General features: G+C 52.7%; 11 protein-coding genes. 2 read left to right on the top strand and 9 right to left on the bottom strand.

The features are described from left to right. Positions 1-19: 19 nt before the first annotated feature. From EDB95_RS18065 to EDB95_RS18055, 3 genes are all read right to left on the bottom strand, one after another. Positions 20-3103, bottom strand: coding sequence for a SusC/RagA family TonB-linked outer membrane protein (locus EDB95_RS18065; protein ID WP_133995565.1), 3084 nt, complete (start codon positions 3101-3103; stop codon positions 20-22). Between the two features lie 81 nt (positions 3104-3184). Next, on the bottom strand, positions 3185-3916 hold the full coding sequence (locus tag EDB95_RS18060) for a GntR family transcriptional regulator (RefSeq protein WP_246073738.1): 732 nt from the start codon (positions 3914-3916) through the stop codon (positions 3185-3187). A 207-nt stretch (positions 3917-4123) separates the two neighbouring features. After that, the gene (locus tag EDB95_RS18055) at positions 4124-5536 is read right to left on the bottom strand and encodes an amidohydrolase family protein (protein ID WP_133995561.1); all 1413 of its coding nucleotides are present in this window, start codon (positions 5534-5536) and stop codon (positions 4124-4126) included. Positions 5537-5713: 177 nt separating this feature from the next. Here EDB95_RS18055 and EDB95_RS18050 point away from each other — a divergent pair, with 177 nt between their 5' ends. Then, the gene (locus EDB95_RS18050; RefSeq protein ID WP_133995559.1) at positions 5714-7192 is read left to right on the top strand and encodes an IPT/TIG domain-containing protein; all 1479 of its coding nucleotides are present in this window, start codon (positions 5714-5716) and stop codon (positions 7190-7192) included. Between the two features lie 17 nt (positions 7193-7209). Here EDB95_RS18050 and EDB95_RS18045 read toward each other — a convergent pair whose 3' ends face one another. The 3 genes from EDB95_RS18045 to EDB95_RS18035 all read right to left on the bottom strand — a co-directional run bounded on the left by EDB95_RS18045 (position 7210) and on the right by EDB95_RS18035 (position 8773). Then, complete coding sequence (locus EDB95_RS18045) at positions 7210-7686, bottom strand: VOC family protein (protein WP_133995557.1); 477 nt, start codon at positions 7684-7686, stop codon at positions 7210-7212. A 101-nt stretch (positions 7687-7787) separates the two neighbouring features. Further along, the gene (locus tag EDB95_RS18040; RefSeq protein ID WP_133995555.1) at positions 7788-8420 is read right to left on the bottom strand and encodes a hypothetical protein; all 633 of its coding nucleotides are present in this window, start codon (positions 8418-8420) and stop codon (positions 7788-7790) included. 2 nt (positions 8421-8422) lie between these two features. Next, positions 8423-8773: a hypothetical protein gene (locus EDB95_RS18035; protein ID WP_133995553.1), complete on the bottom strand. Its 351-nt coding sequence runs from the start codon at positions 8771-8773 to the stop codon at positions 8423-8425. A gap of 152 nt (positions 8774-8925) precedes the next feature. On the opposite strand from EDB95_RS18035, the gene EDB95_RS18030 reads away from it, so the two are divergent. Then, positions 8926-11118 (top strand): TonB-dependent siderophore receptor, encoded by a 2193-nt coding sequence (locus EDB95_RS18030; RefSeq protein WP_133995552.1) that lies wholly within the window; start codon positions 8926-8928, stop codon positions 11116-11118. On the opposite strand, the gene EDB95_RS18025 is transcribed toward EDB95_RS18030, so the two are convergent. The 3 genes from EDB95_RS18025 to EDB95_RS18015 are packed head-to-tail and all read right to left on the bottom strand — an operon-like array spanning position 11102 to position 14818. Next, on the bottom strand, positions 11102-13225 hold the full coding sequence (locus EDB95_RS18025; protein ID WP_133995550.1) for a GH92 family glycosyl hydrolase: 2124 nt from the start codon (positions 13223-13225) through the stop codon (positions 11102-11104). The two genes, EDB95_RS18030 and EDB95_RS18025, sit on opposite strands and share 17 nt — an antisense overlap. 8 nt (positions 13226-13233) lie before the next feature. Beyond that, positions 13234-13830, bottom strand: coding sequence for a hypothetical protein (locus EDB95_RS18020; protein ID WP_133995548.1), 597 nt, complete (start codon positions 13828-13830; stop codon positions 13234-13236). Between the two features lie 52 nt (positions 13831-13882). Beyond that, positions 13883-14818, bottom strand: coding sequence for an AraC family transcriptional regulator (locus EDB95_RS18015; RefSeq protein WP_133995546.1), 936 nt, complete (start codon positions 14816-14818; stop codon positions 13883-13885). Between the last annotated feature and the right edge of the window lie 38 nt (positions 14819-14856).

Genomic DNA, 14856 nt, shown 5'->3' with positions numbered 1-14856 from the left:
AGTGATGTTAAATTGGTAATTAAAGGCCCATGTTCAGACCGAACGTAAACGTCCTGGCTTTCGGATATTGATAAAATTCGATGTTCTGGCCGAAGGGTGGCGCGCCGGGGGTATTCCAGGAAACACTTTGCGGATCATAGCCCTTGTATTGCTTCGACATGATCAGGAAAAGGTTTTGCGCGCTGACGTAAAAACGAAGCCGGCGAACATGGAGCGGGCTTAATTCGTTCTGTGTGAGGTTGTACCCAAACACGATGTTGCGACCGCGAATGAAAGAGCCATCCGCCACCCAGTGGCTATCAAACGCCGCGCTTTGACCGGCGTCCGGCGCAAAACGCAATTGCTGTATGGGCGTATTCTGATTTTGAGGGGTCCAGGCATTCAATACGGTGACCAGTGAATTGCTATACCCGGTCCGGTCTTCCGACGAGAACAGGAAGGCTTGAGCAATCTTGGCGCCCTCGGAGAACTGAAGATCGACCATCAGGTCAAAATTCTTATACCGGAACGTATTCACGAAACTTCCGTTCCAGTCAGGCGATCCGTGACCAAGAATAGACTTCTGTGCGGATTCTTTTTCCTCACCGGCTTTATAAGGGAAATTGGGGTCCTGGGCCAGTCCGGCCGCTACATCAGCCGTGCTGTAGGTGCCCATGCGCTGATAACCGTAGAAAGATCCGGCTGCCTGCCCAACGCGAAGGATGGTAAAACCGTCACTGACCGGGCCCCAATACGGACCGGGAAATATATCTTCGTTATTGCTACCCAGTTTCAGCACCTTGTTCTTGTTGTAGTTGGCCGTGAAAGCCGTGGTCCAGGAGAAGTCCCGTCCGTCGACGATCCGGGCAGACACCATCAGGTCAACGCCCGCATTTTGCATGCTGCCGATATTCGACAATACGCCGGAGAAACCGGTGCTGTTCGGAACGGGTTTGTTCAACAACAGGTTGGTCGTCTTTTTGTAATAATAGTCGCCTTCAAAGGACAAACGGCTGTGAAAAAGCTGCAATTCAAGACCGACATCCGTTTGTGCCGTCTTTTCCCATTTCAGGTCCGGATTGGGCAAGCCGTTGATACTGGACGAAGCGACGCGGTTTCCATCCAAAAGGGTTGTCCCGCTGCTGATGGTCGCCAGCGACTGATAACTTCCGATTTCCGTGTTCCCCGTGACGCCGTAGGAGCCGCGGATTTTCAACAAGTTGATCGCCGAAACGCCCGACAGGAAATTTTCCTTGCTGGCTACCCAGCCGGCGCCTATGGAAGGGAAGGAACCGTATTTATTGTTCGCGCCAAAGCGGGACGAGCCATCCTCGCGTTCTGTCAGCGTCAACAAATATTTGTCGGCGAAATTATAGCCGACCCTGGCGAAGTACGAATTGATCGACCACCGGTCATAGCTGCTGGCGGGAGGGTTCGGCTGAGCGCCGGCGGCCAGGTTGTATTGGCGGTAGAAGTCATCGGAGAAGTACTGTGTGCTGCCATTCAATTGTTCGTCGATCCGCTCCTGCCAGCTGGCACCGAGCAACACGTTGATATGATGTTCACCAAAGCGCTTCTTGTAGGTCAGGTAGTTTTCCTGTTGCCAGTAGGCATATTGCTCGCTGTTGATGGACGCGACCCCTTTCTGGTTCGCCGAAATATTCAACAGGTCGGAGGGGCTGTAGTAGTCCGCCTGGTTGTTTTGAAGGTCCGTGCCAAACTGGGTTTTAAAGTCCAGGTCTTTGGTAAGATGGAAATTCAGGAAAGCGTTTCCAAAGATTTGGGTGCGCGTGTTGAGGCGGGTCTGCTGCAGCAGCACCTTCGCCGGGTTTTCCGCCGCGTCAAGGAAGGAAAAGGTGGACGAAACCTGGTTGTTGGCCCATGACCCGTCCGGGAATTTCACTGGAAATATAGGGGGCATTTCGATCATGGTCCGGGTCGGCGTGTTGGCCCCTGTGGTCGGATCGACTTCGTTCTCTTTGGAATAATTGACCAGGACGTTCATCCCGAAGTCCACCCAACTGGCCAGTTTGGCGTCGTGGGTAAAGCGAAGATTGTAACGGCGGAGGTCGGAATTCAACATGATCCCCTGGTTGTAGGAGTAGTTCATGAATATACCGGTCGATGAATTTTCCCCCCTGGTTTGGATAGACACCTGGTGATTGTTCGAGATGGCGTTCCGCGTGGTGGCCTTTTGCCAATCGGTGCTGTACTTAGGGGTACCGTCCGAATTAAAAAGCCGGGTATCGCTTAGGTCAAGGGACCGGGGGGGTGCGCCCCATATACTGTTATTGGCCATGCCGCCTGCAAGCACCTTCAGCCATTGGGTTGAATTCAATACCTTCATTTCGTGCTCCAAGTGCCCGTAACTAACGGACATATCGTAAGAAACCACCGTCCCGCGTTGGCTTGCTCCACGTTTTGTTGTCACGAGGATGACGCCATTGGAGCCCCTGGCGCCATAAATGGAGGTCGCCGAAGCGTCCTTCAATACCTCTACATCCTGTATGTCGTAAGGGTTGAGGAACTGAATATTTTCCATGGCTACCCCGTCCACGACATACAGCGGATCGGTACTCGAATTGATCGAGCCGATACCGCGGATGATGACGGAGGCAAGACCACCCGGCGCACCCGAGTTCAACGCAATATCGACACCCGCGACGCGCCCCTGGAGGCCTTCCAGCACGTTGGTGATCGGTTTGTCCAGGATTTCGCCGGATTTGACCGAAGCCACCGAACCGGTGACGTCGACCTTCCGCGCGGTACCGTATCCGACAACGACCAGTGAGTCCACGGCGCTGTGCGCCACCGCCAACACCACCGTTCCGGCTTCGCCGGCACTGACCTCCTTGGAGCCGTAGCCAACAAAGGAGAATATCAGTTTCGGATTTCCCTGGACCTGCAAATGATAGTTACCGTTGTCATCCGTGGTCGTACCAATTTTTTCTCCCCTGATAACAACGGAAACGCCGGACAGCGGCTTACCGCCGTCGTCGATCACCCGCCCGGTCAATGGCCGGGACTGAGCATGAAGTGCCCCATTGTACAGCGATATAAGCAGAAGAAGCAGGCGCCAGATCTTCTTGCTTTCCGGGTTTGGTCGCAGCCTAACGTTTTTCATAATGGCAAACAATTGTTGGTGATTAAATATGGATAGTCATGTTCATACGTCTGAACATATTAAAAATCAAAAAAATGCCCTCTAAAAACTGCCTTTTTTAATGTCGATGTTGTACACAAACTTATCGCTCCGATAGTACCCGACATTGTATTCCACCGGCCGGTCACCCACATCGTATACAAACCGCTCCCTGATTAACACCGGGAAGCCTGGCTCTACGCCAAGCCGCTTGGCCATAAGCCCGGCGGAGCTCGCCTTGATTTGCTCCTGGCTTCGTGCCACGACAATTCCGTATTTCTCCTCCAACATGGAATACAAGGGCCGGTTGAAATCGTCCTGGTCGCCGGCCCCGATGCGCGGGTGAAACCAACTCTCGAAATAAACGATCGGTTCTCCGGATGCTTCGCCCTTCAATTTCGATAGCTTCAGGACCTTTTTGTTTTCATCAATAAGAAAGAAATTCCGGATAATGTCGTTGACCAGCGTCCATTCCACCTTCAACCGAAGGTTGGTGACAACGATACCTTTCTCCTGCATTTCCCGGGTAAAGCTGTACCAGTGATCCAAGCCGGTTTGTAAGCCCCTTCTTTCCGCGATGCGTGTGCCTACACCTTTTTTTCTGATGATCAACCCTTCATTCTCCAGCTTGTTCGTTGCCTGGCGAATCGTGTTCCGCGACACCCCGAGCCGGTTCGCCAATTCGACCTCTTTGGGCAAAAGGCCGCTCATCTTTCCTTTCTCAGCCGCAATCAGTTTTCGAAGAAATTCCTCGACCTGGGCGTGAAGTGGCAGTTTGCTTTTGTGATCGATCAATTGAAATGTAGGTATGTTCGAACATAAAGAACGAAAGAATAAAAATAACCTACAAATAATATTTCCGGGAGTTTCGACCGGCGCATGCCCCAAACGCATGTATATGTTCAGTCCGTAGGGAATAACGTATTTAATCTTAATACACTTTTACCCCGAACCGGTTCGAACTTTGTTCAAAAAAAAAAGTTGCGCGACCCGCGCCCGGCACTAGTATATACCGACTTCTCCTTTCACGGAGGCGAATATTTTTTGCGAATTGAATCCCACCCCGTGCTTAAACACCCATACAATCTTTCTGATATTCTGAATATCCTGAAAAATATCCCCATCAACAACCACAAGATCCGCCGCCTTACCAACTTCTATGGAACCCATCTTATCTGAAAGCCCCAGCGCTTTTGCGCCATTGTACGTCGCGATGCGTATCGCTTCTATCGGGCTGAAGCCCGCCTTCGTCAACAATTCAATCGACTGCTGTGAGCCATATCCCGCCAGGGTGGCGCCGCTGCCCGTGGGATCGGTACCCACGGTCAACAGGCCGCCGGCATCCGAAAACATTTTTTCCATCTTCATTTCCTCCAGCATGGCTTTATTGCCCAAAGGGCTTCGCATTTTGTTGTAGACATTCAGGAACATGCTCCGGGTATCGGGCGCCATCGCCTCCAGTACTTCGGGACGGATCGTTGTATCCAGGGTAGTCATGTTGTAGATGACGGCCAGGGTGGACGTCACGGTCACTTTTTTATCGACCAGGAATTGGATAAGCGCTTTTACTTGTGGAGAATCCGCGGAGGCGATGGGTGCCGCAAACAATGGACAGGCATCCTCCTTTTTGTTGGGGACAAAATCCGTGGACACAGAAAAGCCATGCTCCAACTGGTCAATGCCCATTTCGGCCGCCTCGCGGTAGGTGACCGCACATAAATGGCCCGTCACTTTTAGTCCTTTGGCGTGCGCCTCATCTATGGCGGCCTTCAGCGTAGCCCTATTCACGAACATATATCCCTTGAAGGAAGTGCAGCCCTGGCTGGCCCAGAAGTCGACAAAGGCTTTCGCCTCTGCGGGGCCGCTCAATTCGTGCATCCCTGGAAAGATGCTGCCTTTCCCTTCCAGGTAGGGGGCGGTCACGTCCATTTCCGGTCCGAGGATCTTGCCCTGGTCGATGTCCCGTTTGAGGTTCAGGTCGGAATAGGGCTCGACGCTGCCGGCGGTACGAATCATCGTTGCACCACAGGCGAGGTATAGTTTGGGGAAAGTATACGGCAGTTGTTTGACGTGTAGATAGCTGAAGTCAGCCGAGTAGTTCGCATAGTACATGTGTTCATGTAAGAGCACAAACCCCGGCAACAGGGATTTCCCGGTAAGGTCGATGACGGTGCTGCCCGGAGGGGCGGACAATTTTTTGCTGTCATCTACTGCAGTGATCACACCGTTTCGGACGATCACCGTTTGGTCTTCCAGCACCTTCAGGTGTTTGACATCGGCGAGCCTGCAATGGGTAAAGGCGATAAGGGTGGTATCGTAATCGATGTATTTCTTTACCACGTCTGAAAAGGACGTCTGAGCCATCGCCTGCAAACCGGCGATGAGATAAAATCCGGCAAGGAGAAGTTTTTTCATACAGCGGTTGGTTTTTATATAATAAGAAGCCGATTGGTTGCAAATATATGCGCAACCGATCGGTTTATCAAGTTTTTTGACCTGATTTTTTAAATTTATCCAGCCTGTTAATTTCCTCTAATCACTATAATTTGTCCCCCATACCACTTATTTTCAGCTTGCATTACCCCTAAGCCTATGTTCCGCCCCATCAAAATCCCTGCAATCATCCTGATCACTTTCATAAGTGCCTGTCAAAAGAGTAATGGTATACCCGCCACCCTTTCGGTCTCTCCCGCTATCGATACGATCGGCGGGATTATCACCATCACGGGCTCAAGCTTCTCCACCAATGCTACCGCCGACGTCGTCCAGTTCAATGATACGACTAACGCGCAGGTGTTGACCGCCACTTCTACCCAATTAACTGTTGTCGTGCCTTACTACACTGCGCGAGACCGGATTACCATACAGGTGAACGGCAGGCAATGGCAGACGGCCCAGGAATTCCAAATCGCCCCCAAATTCACCCCGCAAGCGGAGGCACCTGGTTATCCGATTACGATCATAACCGGGGGCAGTACTACCCTGTCGGATTATTCTGTTTCATTCAATGGCGCTACGGCAACGCCCTCCAATCTGTTTATGTCATTTATGACCGTGGCCGTCCCGACCGGTGCAACCAGCGGCAAAGTAACGGTCAATTTTAAAAACCAGCCTTACACCTCGCTCTCGGATTTTACCGTTACACCGGTGGGCGAAGTAACCAACCTTACCGCAACCGGTGCCTTCCAAACGCCGGCAGGCATGACTTTTGACAAGAATGGAAATCTTTATGTGTCTGACCCGCCAGCCGGTGTGATCGACAAGGTCGACCCAAATTCCGGTACGGTCACCACCTATGCAGGGAACGGGATGTTTAGTTTTGGCGGTGGAAGTCCAATCCTGTCGGCTGGCATCTATGGCGCATGGAATCTGGCATTCGGACCGGATGGGAACCTCTATGCCACGGATAGATTTTACGGTATCGTCTTCAAGATAACGGCGGACAGTGTAACGTCACTACTGCCGATGGGCGGCCCGGCAGGTATCGCGCTGTCATCGCCGGTAGGCATTGCCTTTGATGGATCCGGAGATCTCCTTTTGTCCGATGCGGAGCGAATCAAGATGGTAAGCCCCAGCGGCAGCGTAAGTATCCTGGCCGGTACCGGGCTGCAGGGAATAGTCAACGGTCCCGCGGCTTCCGCAGGTTTTTCCTATCCCACAGCTTTGCAACTGGACGGTTCAGGCAATGTGTATATATGCGACAACAACATGATCCGGTTGTTGAGCAATGGTTCGGTAAGCACTTTTGCCGGTGGCGGCGGAAATGGAGGATTCCAGGATGGCGTCGGCACATTTGCAGGATTCACCAGTGTAAATGACCTGGTGAGGGACCCGAAAAGCGGCAATATATATGTCACCGATCCGGGCGATCATGTCGTCCGAATGATCGCCCCAAACGGTTTGGTGACCACCATTGCCGGTAAAATCGGGGTGCAGGGAACGCAAAACGGAACTGGTTCCGGAGCCTTGTTCGAGGGCCCCTCAGGGATCGCCATGGATAAAAATGGGGTGATCTATGTGAGTGACGGGAGCGGCGCCACTTCCAGTATCCGGAAAATCATTGTACACTGACAAGGCCCCGCCGCACGCTACTTAGCATCCGCCGCCGCCTTCAACGCTCCAATATCCAACTTAACCATCTTCATCATCGCCTGCATCACCCGCCCCGCCTTTGCCTTATCCGGCCCACCAAGAAGCTCGGGTAACATGACCGGCGTCACCTGCCAATAAAGTCCAAACCTGTCTTTCAACCAACCGCAGGCAATCTCTTTGCCGCCACCCGCGAGGAGCCCATCCCAATAGTAATCCACTTCTCCTTGCGAGACACAGTTGACCATAAGAGAGAGCGCATCCGTCAAGGGATGACCGGGTCCGCCGTTCATCAAAGTGATTTGCTGTCCTTCCAGCTCGATGGTTGCCACCAGCAAGACGCCTTCAGGCCCGGGTGCCCCGGGCGAGTTGTACGCAACCCTGATCACTTTCGAGTTCTTAAAAACCGAAAGATAGAAGTTCATGGCTTCTTCGGCGTTGTTGTCGAACCATAAGAAAGGGCTGATCTTTTGCATAAAATGGACTTTTATGGTTTGATATTAGTCAAAGCAAACTGCATTCCCATATTAAATTTTTCAAACTAAAAAATGATGGATTAAGTGCCGCCGCCGAAAATTCATGGATTCACCGGCTTACAATCATTATTATACGTCTCGAAAATTTCATTCATATAATTGCGATTATGCCGTACCGACTTGCTCAGCTGGTGATAGCTCTTATCTGCCATGGCCACCGCTACAGGGCAACCGGCAACAAGCCTCATGATATCGGTTTTGTTGGCAAAACCCACCAAGGGCGCGAAGTCTCCTTTTTGTGCATAGTAGTCTGTTCTGGTATAGCTATAGGAATGGGTAAAACCGTTGTGGTCGGTGGTGGTATTCGTCACTTCTGTAAACTGGACATACACGTTTATTTTGCCACGCACGATCCTTTGAACGAATTCATTCCCCACCCGTCCATAAAAAGTGGCACCACTGCGGTATCCGGTTACTTCCGAGCTATGGAAGGCCTGGTCGTCGATTTTAATCTGCTTTTTTTGCAGCAAACCGGCCTTCCAGACGATTCTATCCCCGTACACTTTTGTACCGTCGTTTAACAACAGGTAACTTCTCGTTTCGGAGGTGTCTTCCACGCTGTTGCTGTAATTAAAAGCGCCCATGTGGAGCTTGTTAACGGTAGATGCCAGGGCGAAAAAGGCAAAAGCCGCGAGGCAGCAAAAAGAAAAGACGTGTTTTTTTGTGTTGTGCATTTTCAGTGAGATAAGGTTCTAAATATCTGATTCAATATTAAAGCGATGGAAAAAAACAAGAAATAAACGGCCACGTCTTTTACATCCCCGGTCCCGGGTATCAGGTGGCGGTATTGCAACAGTTCGAAACAAGCGGACAAAAGAAATACAGGTGTGATCCAGCGTATGTTTACCTTCCTGTCCCAGATAATCAGGATAGACGATATAAAGGCATACGCCCAGCAACCATCGGGCAAATAATTCTTAAGGACAGCAGGGATAGAGATCCGTTGGGCGGACCAATAGATAAAAAGACCGAGGGACAGCGGCAAGATGACGTTCAAAAGAATGTCTACTCTTCTATCGAATTTCATTTCTATACTTAGGTCAAATATAAGCTTTTCTCGACATATTTTCGGACTGCCTGCGCCGGGTATTTTTCCCAATCTAGCAAACCAATTTCCTAATCCGTCGCGACCGGGAAACCACAGACCGTGACATTTGCTGTCGAAAAAAAACCAGCACCATGCTTCACTACCTGACGCGCCTTGGCGCGACATTCATCCTTTTTTGCCTGATCGGAAAGGGCTATGCCCAGCAGCGCGATACGATAAAATTAAAAGAGATCCTGATCGCCAGCCGCAAGGCCGGACGGTACGCCACGCTTAGAAGCGACGACGCGTCAAAAATGCCCTTGAACGACCTGGAAAACCCGCAGGTATACACCACCGTGACCAAGGGGCTTATGGCGGACCAGTCGGTCTACACGCTGGACGACGCGCTGAAGAACGTACCGGGGGCCAGCCAGCTTTGGGGAGCGACCGACCGGTCGGGGTTTGGGAACGGCAGCTCTTTTGTCCTGCGGGGGTTCCAGCTCAATACGTACCTGAGGAACGGCCTCCCGGCCAACGTCAGTACGACCATCGACAACGCCAATATCGAAAGCGTGGAGGTCCTGAAAGGGCCTTCGGCGACCTTGTTTGGCAGCGCGGTCACTTCTTTTGGCGGGCTGATCAACCGGGTGACAAAAAAACCCTTTGACCACGCGGGGGGTGAGGTTTCCTATACGGGCGGGAGCTTCGGATACAACCGGCTGACGGCCGACGTCAATACGCCCCTCGACACGGCGGGCAAACTGCTGTTCCGGGTCAATGCCGCGCTGAACACCCAGAAATCCTGGCAGGACGCGGGTTTTCACAAGGATGTCTTTGTGGCGCCCAGCCTGTCCTACAAGGCCAGCGACCGTTTGTCGTTTGCCCTTGATGCCGAGCTGTACCAGTCTCAGGGAACGACGCCCCAGACCTTTTTCTTCAATACGACGGTCGCCCAGCTCGGGGTGAACAGCGCCGATAAGCTGAACTTGGACTACCACCGTTCCTATATCAGCAATGACCTGTCGATGACGTCCTCTAACCTGAACGTTACGGGTCAGATGAACTATAAGCTGGCGCGTAACTGGACCTCCCAAACTACCGTCACCTCCGTAAATACAAGTTCCTATGGTCCGATGCCTTATTTCTACCTGCTCCCGGGGAACACGCAGATTTCCCGGAACGTGTGGACGATCGACGGGACCGACCAGACGCTGGACATCCAGGAAAATGTCGTGGGGAGATTTTCGACCGGGTTTTTGAAACACCGCTTATTGGTGGGCGCCGATTTTTACAACTACAATGTCAACGTCCGCTATCATGAATTCATGGGCACAGTGAACGGACAAGCCGCCGCAGACCTTTTTGACATCATCCCCACCACCGGAGCCATCCCTAACTACGACAACTTTAACAAGGCTAAGGTCGACTCCGCTTATGCCAACAGTCCGGCGGATCCCTATCCATACGTGCTCTCGAACAAGACCTATATCTCCGGCGCCTATGCCTCGGACGTGATCAACATCACCGACCGATTGATCCTCAACGCGGCGTTACGCGTGGATCACTACGACTTCAAAGGCAACTACAATCCCGAAGATGGCACCACCAGCGGAGGCTACCAGCAGACCGCGCTGTCGCCGAAGTTTGGCGTGGTCTACCAGTTGCTAAAGGACCGGCTTTCGGTCTTCAGCAACTATCAAAATGGTTTTACCAACGAAACCGGAGTGGACTACCAAGGGCATAGCTTCAAACCGGAGCAGGCAAACCAATGGGAAGGCGGTATAAAGATGAACCTGTTTGACGGGCGGTTAAACGGCACCGTGAGCTATTACGACATACAGGTGAGCCATATCCTGCGCACCGATGTCGACCATCCCAACTTCCAGGTACAAAACGGCACGGAAGTCAGCAAAGGCGTCGAAGTGGAAGTAAACGCCAATCCCCTTTACGGTCTCAACATCACCGCCGGTTATGCGCACAACGATGCAAAGTACACCAATGCCGATGCGGATGTAAACGGTCTGAGACCCAACAGCGCCGGCCCACAGGATATGGCCAACCTCTGGCTCAGCTACCGTTTTTTGAGGGGCGCCGTCAAAGGCCTTGGTGTGGGTTTCGGGGGCAACTATGCCGGGAAGAGCCTGGTCGAAAACAGCGTCAGCGAGGGACAGTTCTTCCTCCCTGCCTACACCGTGATGAATGCTTCGGTCTTTTATGATACCGGTCGCTTTCGTTTGTCGGCGAACGTGCACAACCTGGCCAATGAAAGATACTGGATCGGCTGGTACACGGTCAATCCGCAACAACCGCGCGCCATCAACGGGAGCATTACTTTCCGGTTCTGACCTCCAACACCCCGCCGTTTTTTAGCAAGGTGTCTCCGATAAAGTATCCCGCGATGGGCTGTCCATTGTAGGTGACCCGCGTGATCTTCCGGCCGGCGCCACTTTTGACGATCGTAAATGACGGACCCGTCCGGATGACTACCTTGTCAAACAGGGGCACCGATACGATGTAGTCGGGATCGGCCGGCGAGAAGGGATAAAAACCCATGGCATTGAACACATACCAGGAGGACATTTCCCCCGCATCGTCCATACCCGCGTAGGCCAGCCCGTACTTACCCATCCCATAAAAATGATGAAGGATGCTGTCCAGAATCACCTGGGCTTTTTCCTGCCGTCCCGTGAAATAATACATGAAGGGCGTGCTGTGGTCGGGTTGGTTGCCCTGGCAGTATTGCCCGATAAAGCCGGAAATATTATACGCTTCTACGCCGTCCCAGGGTATGGAAAAAAACGAATCCAGTTTTTGTTCGCATGCCCTGGGACCGCCGTAGAGGGCGACAAGCCCCTTTGGATCCTGGGGTGCAAAAAAGGAAGACTGCCAGCCGTTGGCTTCCCGGTACATATACTCGTAGTAAGGATACTTTGGATCGAACGGCGTAACCCAATCTCCGTTAGCGAGGCGACCCCGCATCAACTTCATGCCCGGGTCGAACACATTTTTGTAATTCGACGTCCGTTTCATCAGCATCCGGTCGTTCGCGGTATCCCCCAGCGCCCTCGCCAGCAGGGCAACCGCATAGTCGTCATAAGCATACTCCAGGGTCTTGGTGGTACCGGCCTTTGCCACCGTCTCGATGACCGGGTGGTCGACGACCGGCGTGGACACATATCCCTTGTCCATATACTCCTGGATGTAGGGCCGGGTCCCGCCTTCCACCGTTGCATTCCGCAACAAAAGATGATAGGCGCTTTGTATGTCGTAGTCCCGGATACCCCTCAGGTAGCTCCCCGCGATAAAAGGCGCGGCATGGTCACCGTGGAAAAAGGTCGGCATAAAACCCGTCTTTTCCCCCTTATCGATCAACGACCGGATGACGTCCCGGCATACATCGGGGGTCAAAAGCCCCAACAGTACGTCCTTGTTCCGGTAGTCATCCCAAAGGGACGGCTCGGTATAGTAGTTGAACCCCTTGTTGACAACCTTCCCGCTTTTGTCGGTAAAATCACCGTTGACGTCGCTCCTCAAAGCGGGCCACAAAAAGGACCGGTAAAGACAAGAATAGAAGAGCGTCTTTTGCCGCTCGCTGCCACCGGTCACGGTGATCTTTGACAACAACCGGTTCCAGGTCTCCTCCGCCTGGTGACGGACCACCGCAAAGGATTTCTGTCCTATTTCCGCGTGCAGGTTCTCCCGGGCGTTGTCGATGCTGACAAAAGAAAAACCGATGCGCAGCTCCAGCGGCCCCGTCCGGCCGGCGAAATGCACTACGGGCACCGGTCCGTTCTTACCCTCCAGGGAGTCTATCCTTTGGATAGGGTGGCTGGCCTCCGCGTAGAAATAGATCTTTTCCCCCGCCTCCTGAAAGCCCGTAAAAGCACTGTCCCCCTCCTGCCCGATGGACCACCGTTTCACCCGTTCGTTCGACCGGGACAAATCTGCGATCACCTCTTCAGACCGCCCTTGCAGAAAAGTATACCGGTGGTAGGCGCAGCGAAGCGTCGATGTCAGCTCGGCGTTGACCCCGTACCGTTGGAGAAAAACCTGGTAAAACCCGGGATGGGCCGACTCCCGTGCATGGCTATAGCCCGAGGCAAAGTCATCCGCCTCCACTGCCCCGGTCACCGGCAGCAGGGGAACATAACAAAGGTTCCAATGCCCCTTGCTCGTGTGGGCAAAACCATAGATCACCGTATCCTCGTACTGATAGCCCGACCCGCTGTGGAATTGGGTCACCGGTGTCAGTTGCACCATCGCGTTGGGAACGGACGCCCCCGGGAAAACTTCCGCCCCCCAGGTCCGGTGGGTCGGTTTGTAGCCAATATCCGCGCTGTCCCACAAGGTAGCGGTGCCCAGCAGCGGATTTACATAGTCAAAAGGCCGCTTTTGCGCGTGCACTCCTATCGTTATACAACAAAGCCATAAAAAGGCTGTATATCTACCCATGGTCAAATCTACACCTTCAACCCCCACTGACGCAAAGAAAATATATGACCGGTATACGCCAGCGGCACCAAAACGCCCGGCAGGAAAATATACGGGAACCTGGCCAGCAACCCGCTGTCCGGTGCATTGTGAAACATCCTTATGGGCAAGGGCATCGACAACACCCCTAACGCCAAGGCATTCGTCAGCAACAACAGCCCACCGATATTGAACACCAGGGCTATTCCCCGCGGCCAGGTGCGTTTTACAAAAACAAAGTACCCCACCGGTATCGCCATGAGTCCCGTCAACACGTCGAAATTCCTCCCTTCAAAGCTCATTTGAACCGGGAGCAGGGCAAAGCTTACCGCCAGCCAAAGCCCGATTTCCACCAGGATGCGCATCGTCTGTATGTAGATCAACCATTGCGGCGGCAGGCTCCGCAGCCACTGCGTCCCCCTTTTTGAATAAGCCACCGCCAAAACCACGGGCAATGGGATCAGCAGGGCAAACGGGAGACGGGGGGGCAGCTTTGTGAAATCGGCAAAAAAACCATTCACCGCCAGCCCGCTGATGATCGCGATCCAGGCAACCACCAATACCGCCGTAAGAAACCGGTAATTCATTTTTTTTGCGTAAAGATCGACCCCGGCACGCCCGGCACGATAGCCAAAATTGCTATTTTGAAGACGCCCTGTACTGCGTAGGATAAATACCCATTCGTTGGAAAAATAACCGGCTAAACGACGGCCCATCCTTATATCCCAGCAAACCGGCCAAGTCAGCGACCGGGATCTGCGTACGAGATAGCAGGACTTTCGCCTTTTCCATCCGCAACTGCTGCATATACTGATGCGGGGACACGCCATACGCCTGCCGGAACAGGCGCAGGAAATGATATTTGGAAAGACTGGCTTCCACGGCCAACACATCAAGACTCAAGACCTTATCGAAACCCGCATGTATGGCGTCCATAGCCCGCGAAAGCCGTTTGTACAATTCCACGCGGATAGCCACCTTGACCGGTGGCAGCTTATTTACGCGCGAAGCAATATGCCGGTGCTGCTGTAAGTGGTATTCCAAAAGAGCCGACAACTGTTCCTCAAAAAAGAGTCTATCAATCCCACCACGCATCAGCCTATTAACCAACTCGTTAAAGACAACGTCTCTCCTGTGAAGTTGATTGAAAAACAAAACAGGAGACAATTCCGCATCCCTCCCGTTCTCCAAAATCCGGTCCGCCGGCGTCACCAGCGCATTCAATACCGACGCCGCAAAAAATTCCCCAAAATGGATATTAAAGGTTTCCGTATCGGAGCCCTTTTCCACTTGTAAAGTATACTGCTGCGCATTGTTGCTCACAAAATAACTATCCGTATCGATACGGCTCGCCCGCCGGTCCACACTGCAAATACTGCTGCCCCGTATGTTGAGGAAAAAAGAAAAGGGCCCTTTTACGTCCGGCCGGTAGCATTCTCTGGTCTTCGTGTGGATAATTACGCTCGGAAAACCTTCCGTGTCCAACACGCAGTTCCCCCACCCCAGCCGGTTTTCAAACCGCCTGTCGATCTGGCCTTTCAGCCAGGTAATGTCCGGGAATTCCTCCATGATCATACACCACCAATATACAAAAAAGGGCCCACACCTCCTGG

Origin of the sequence: Dinghuibacter silviterrae, from assembly GCF_004366355.1 — a bacterium.
Classification (GTDB): domain Bacteria; phylum Bacteroidota; class Bacteroidia; order Chitinophagales; family Chitinophagaceae; genus Dinghuibacter; species Dinghuibacter silviterrae.
This window is presented reverse-complemented; position numbering and strand designations above follow the sequence as displayed.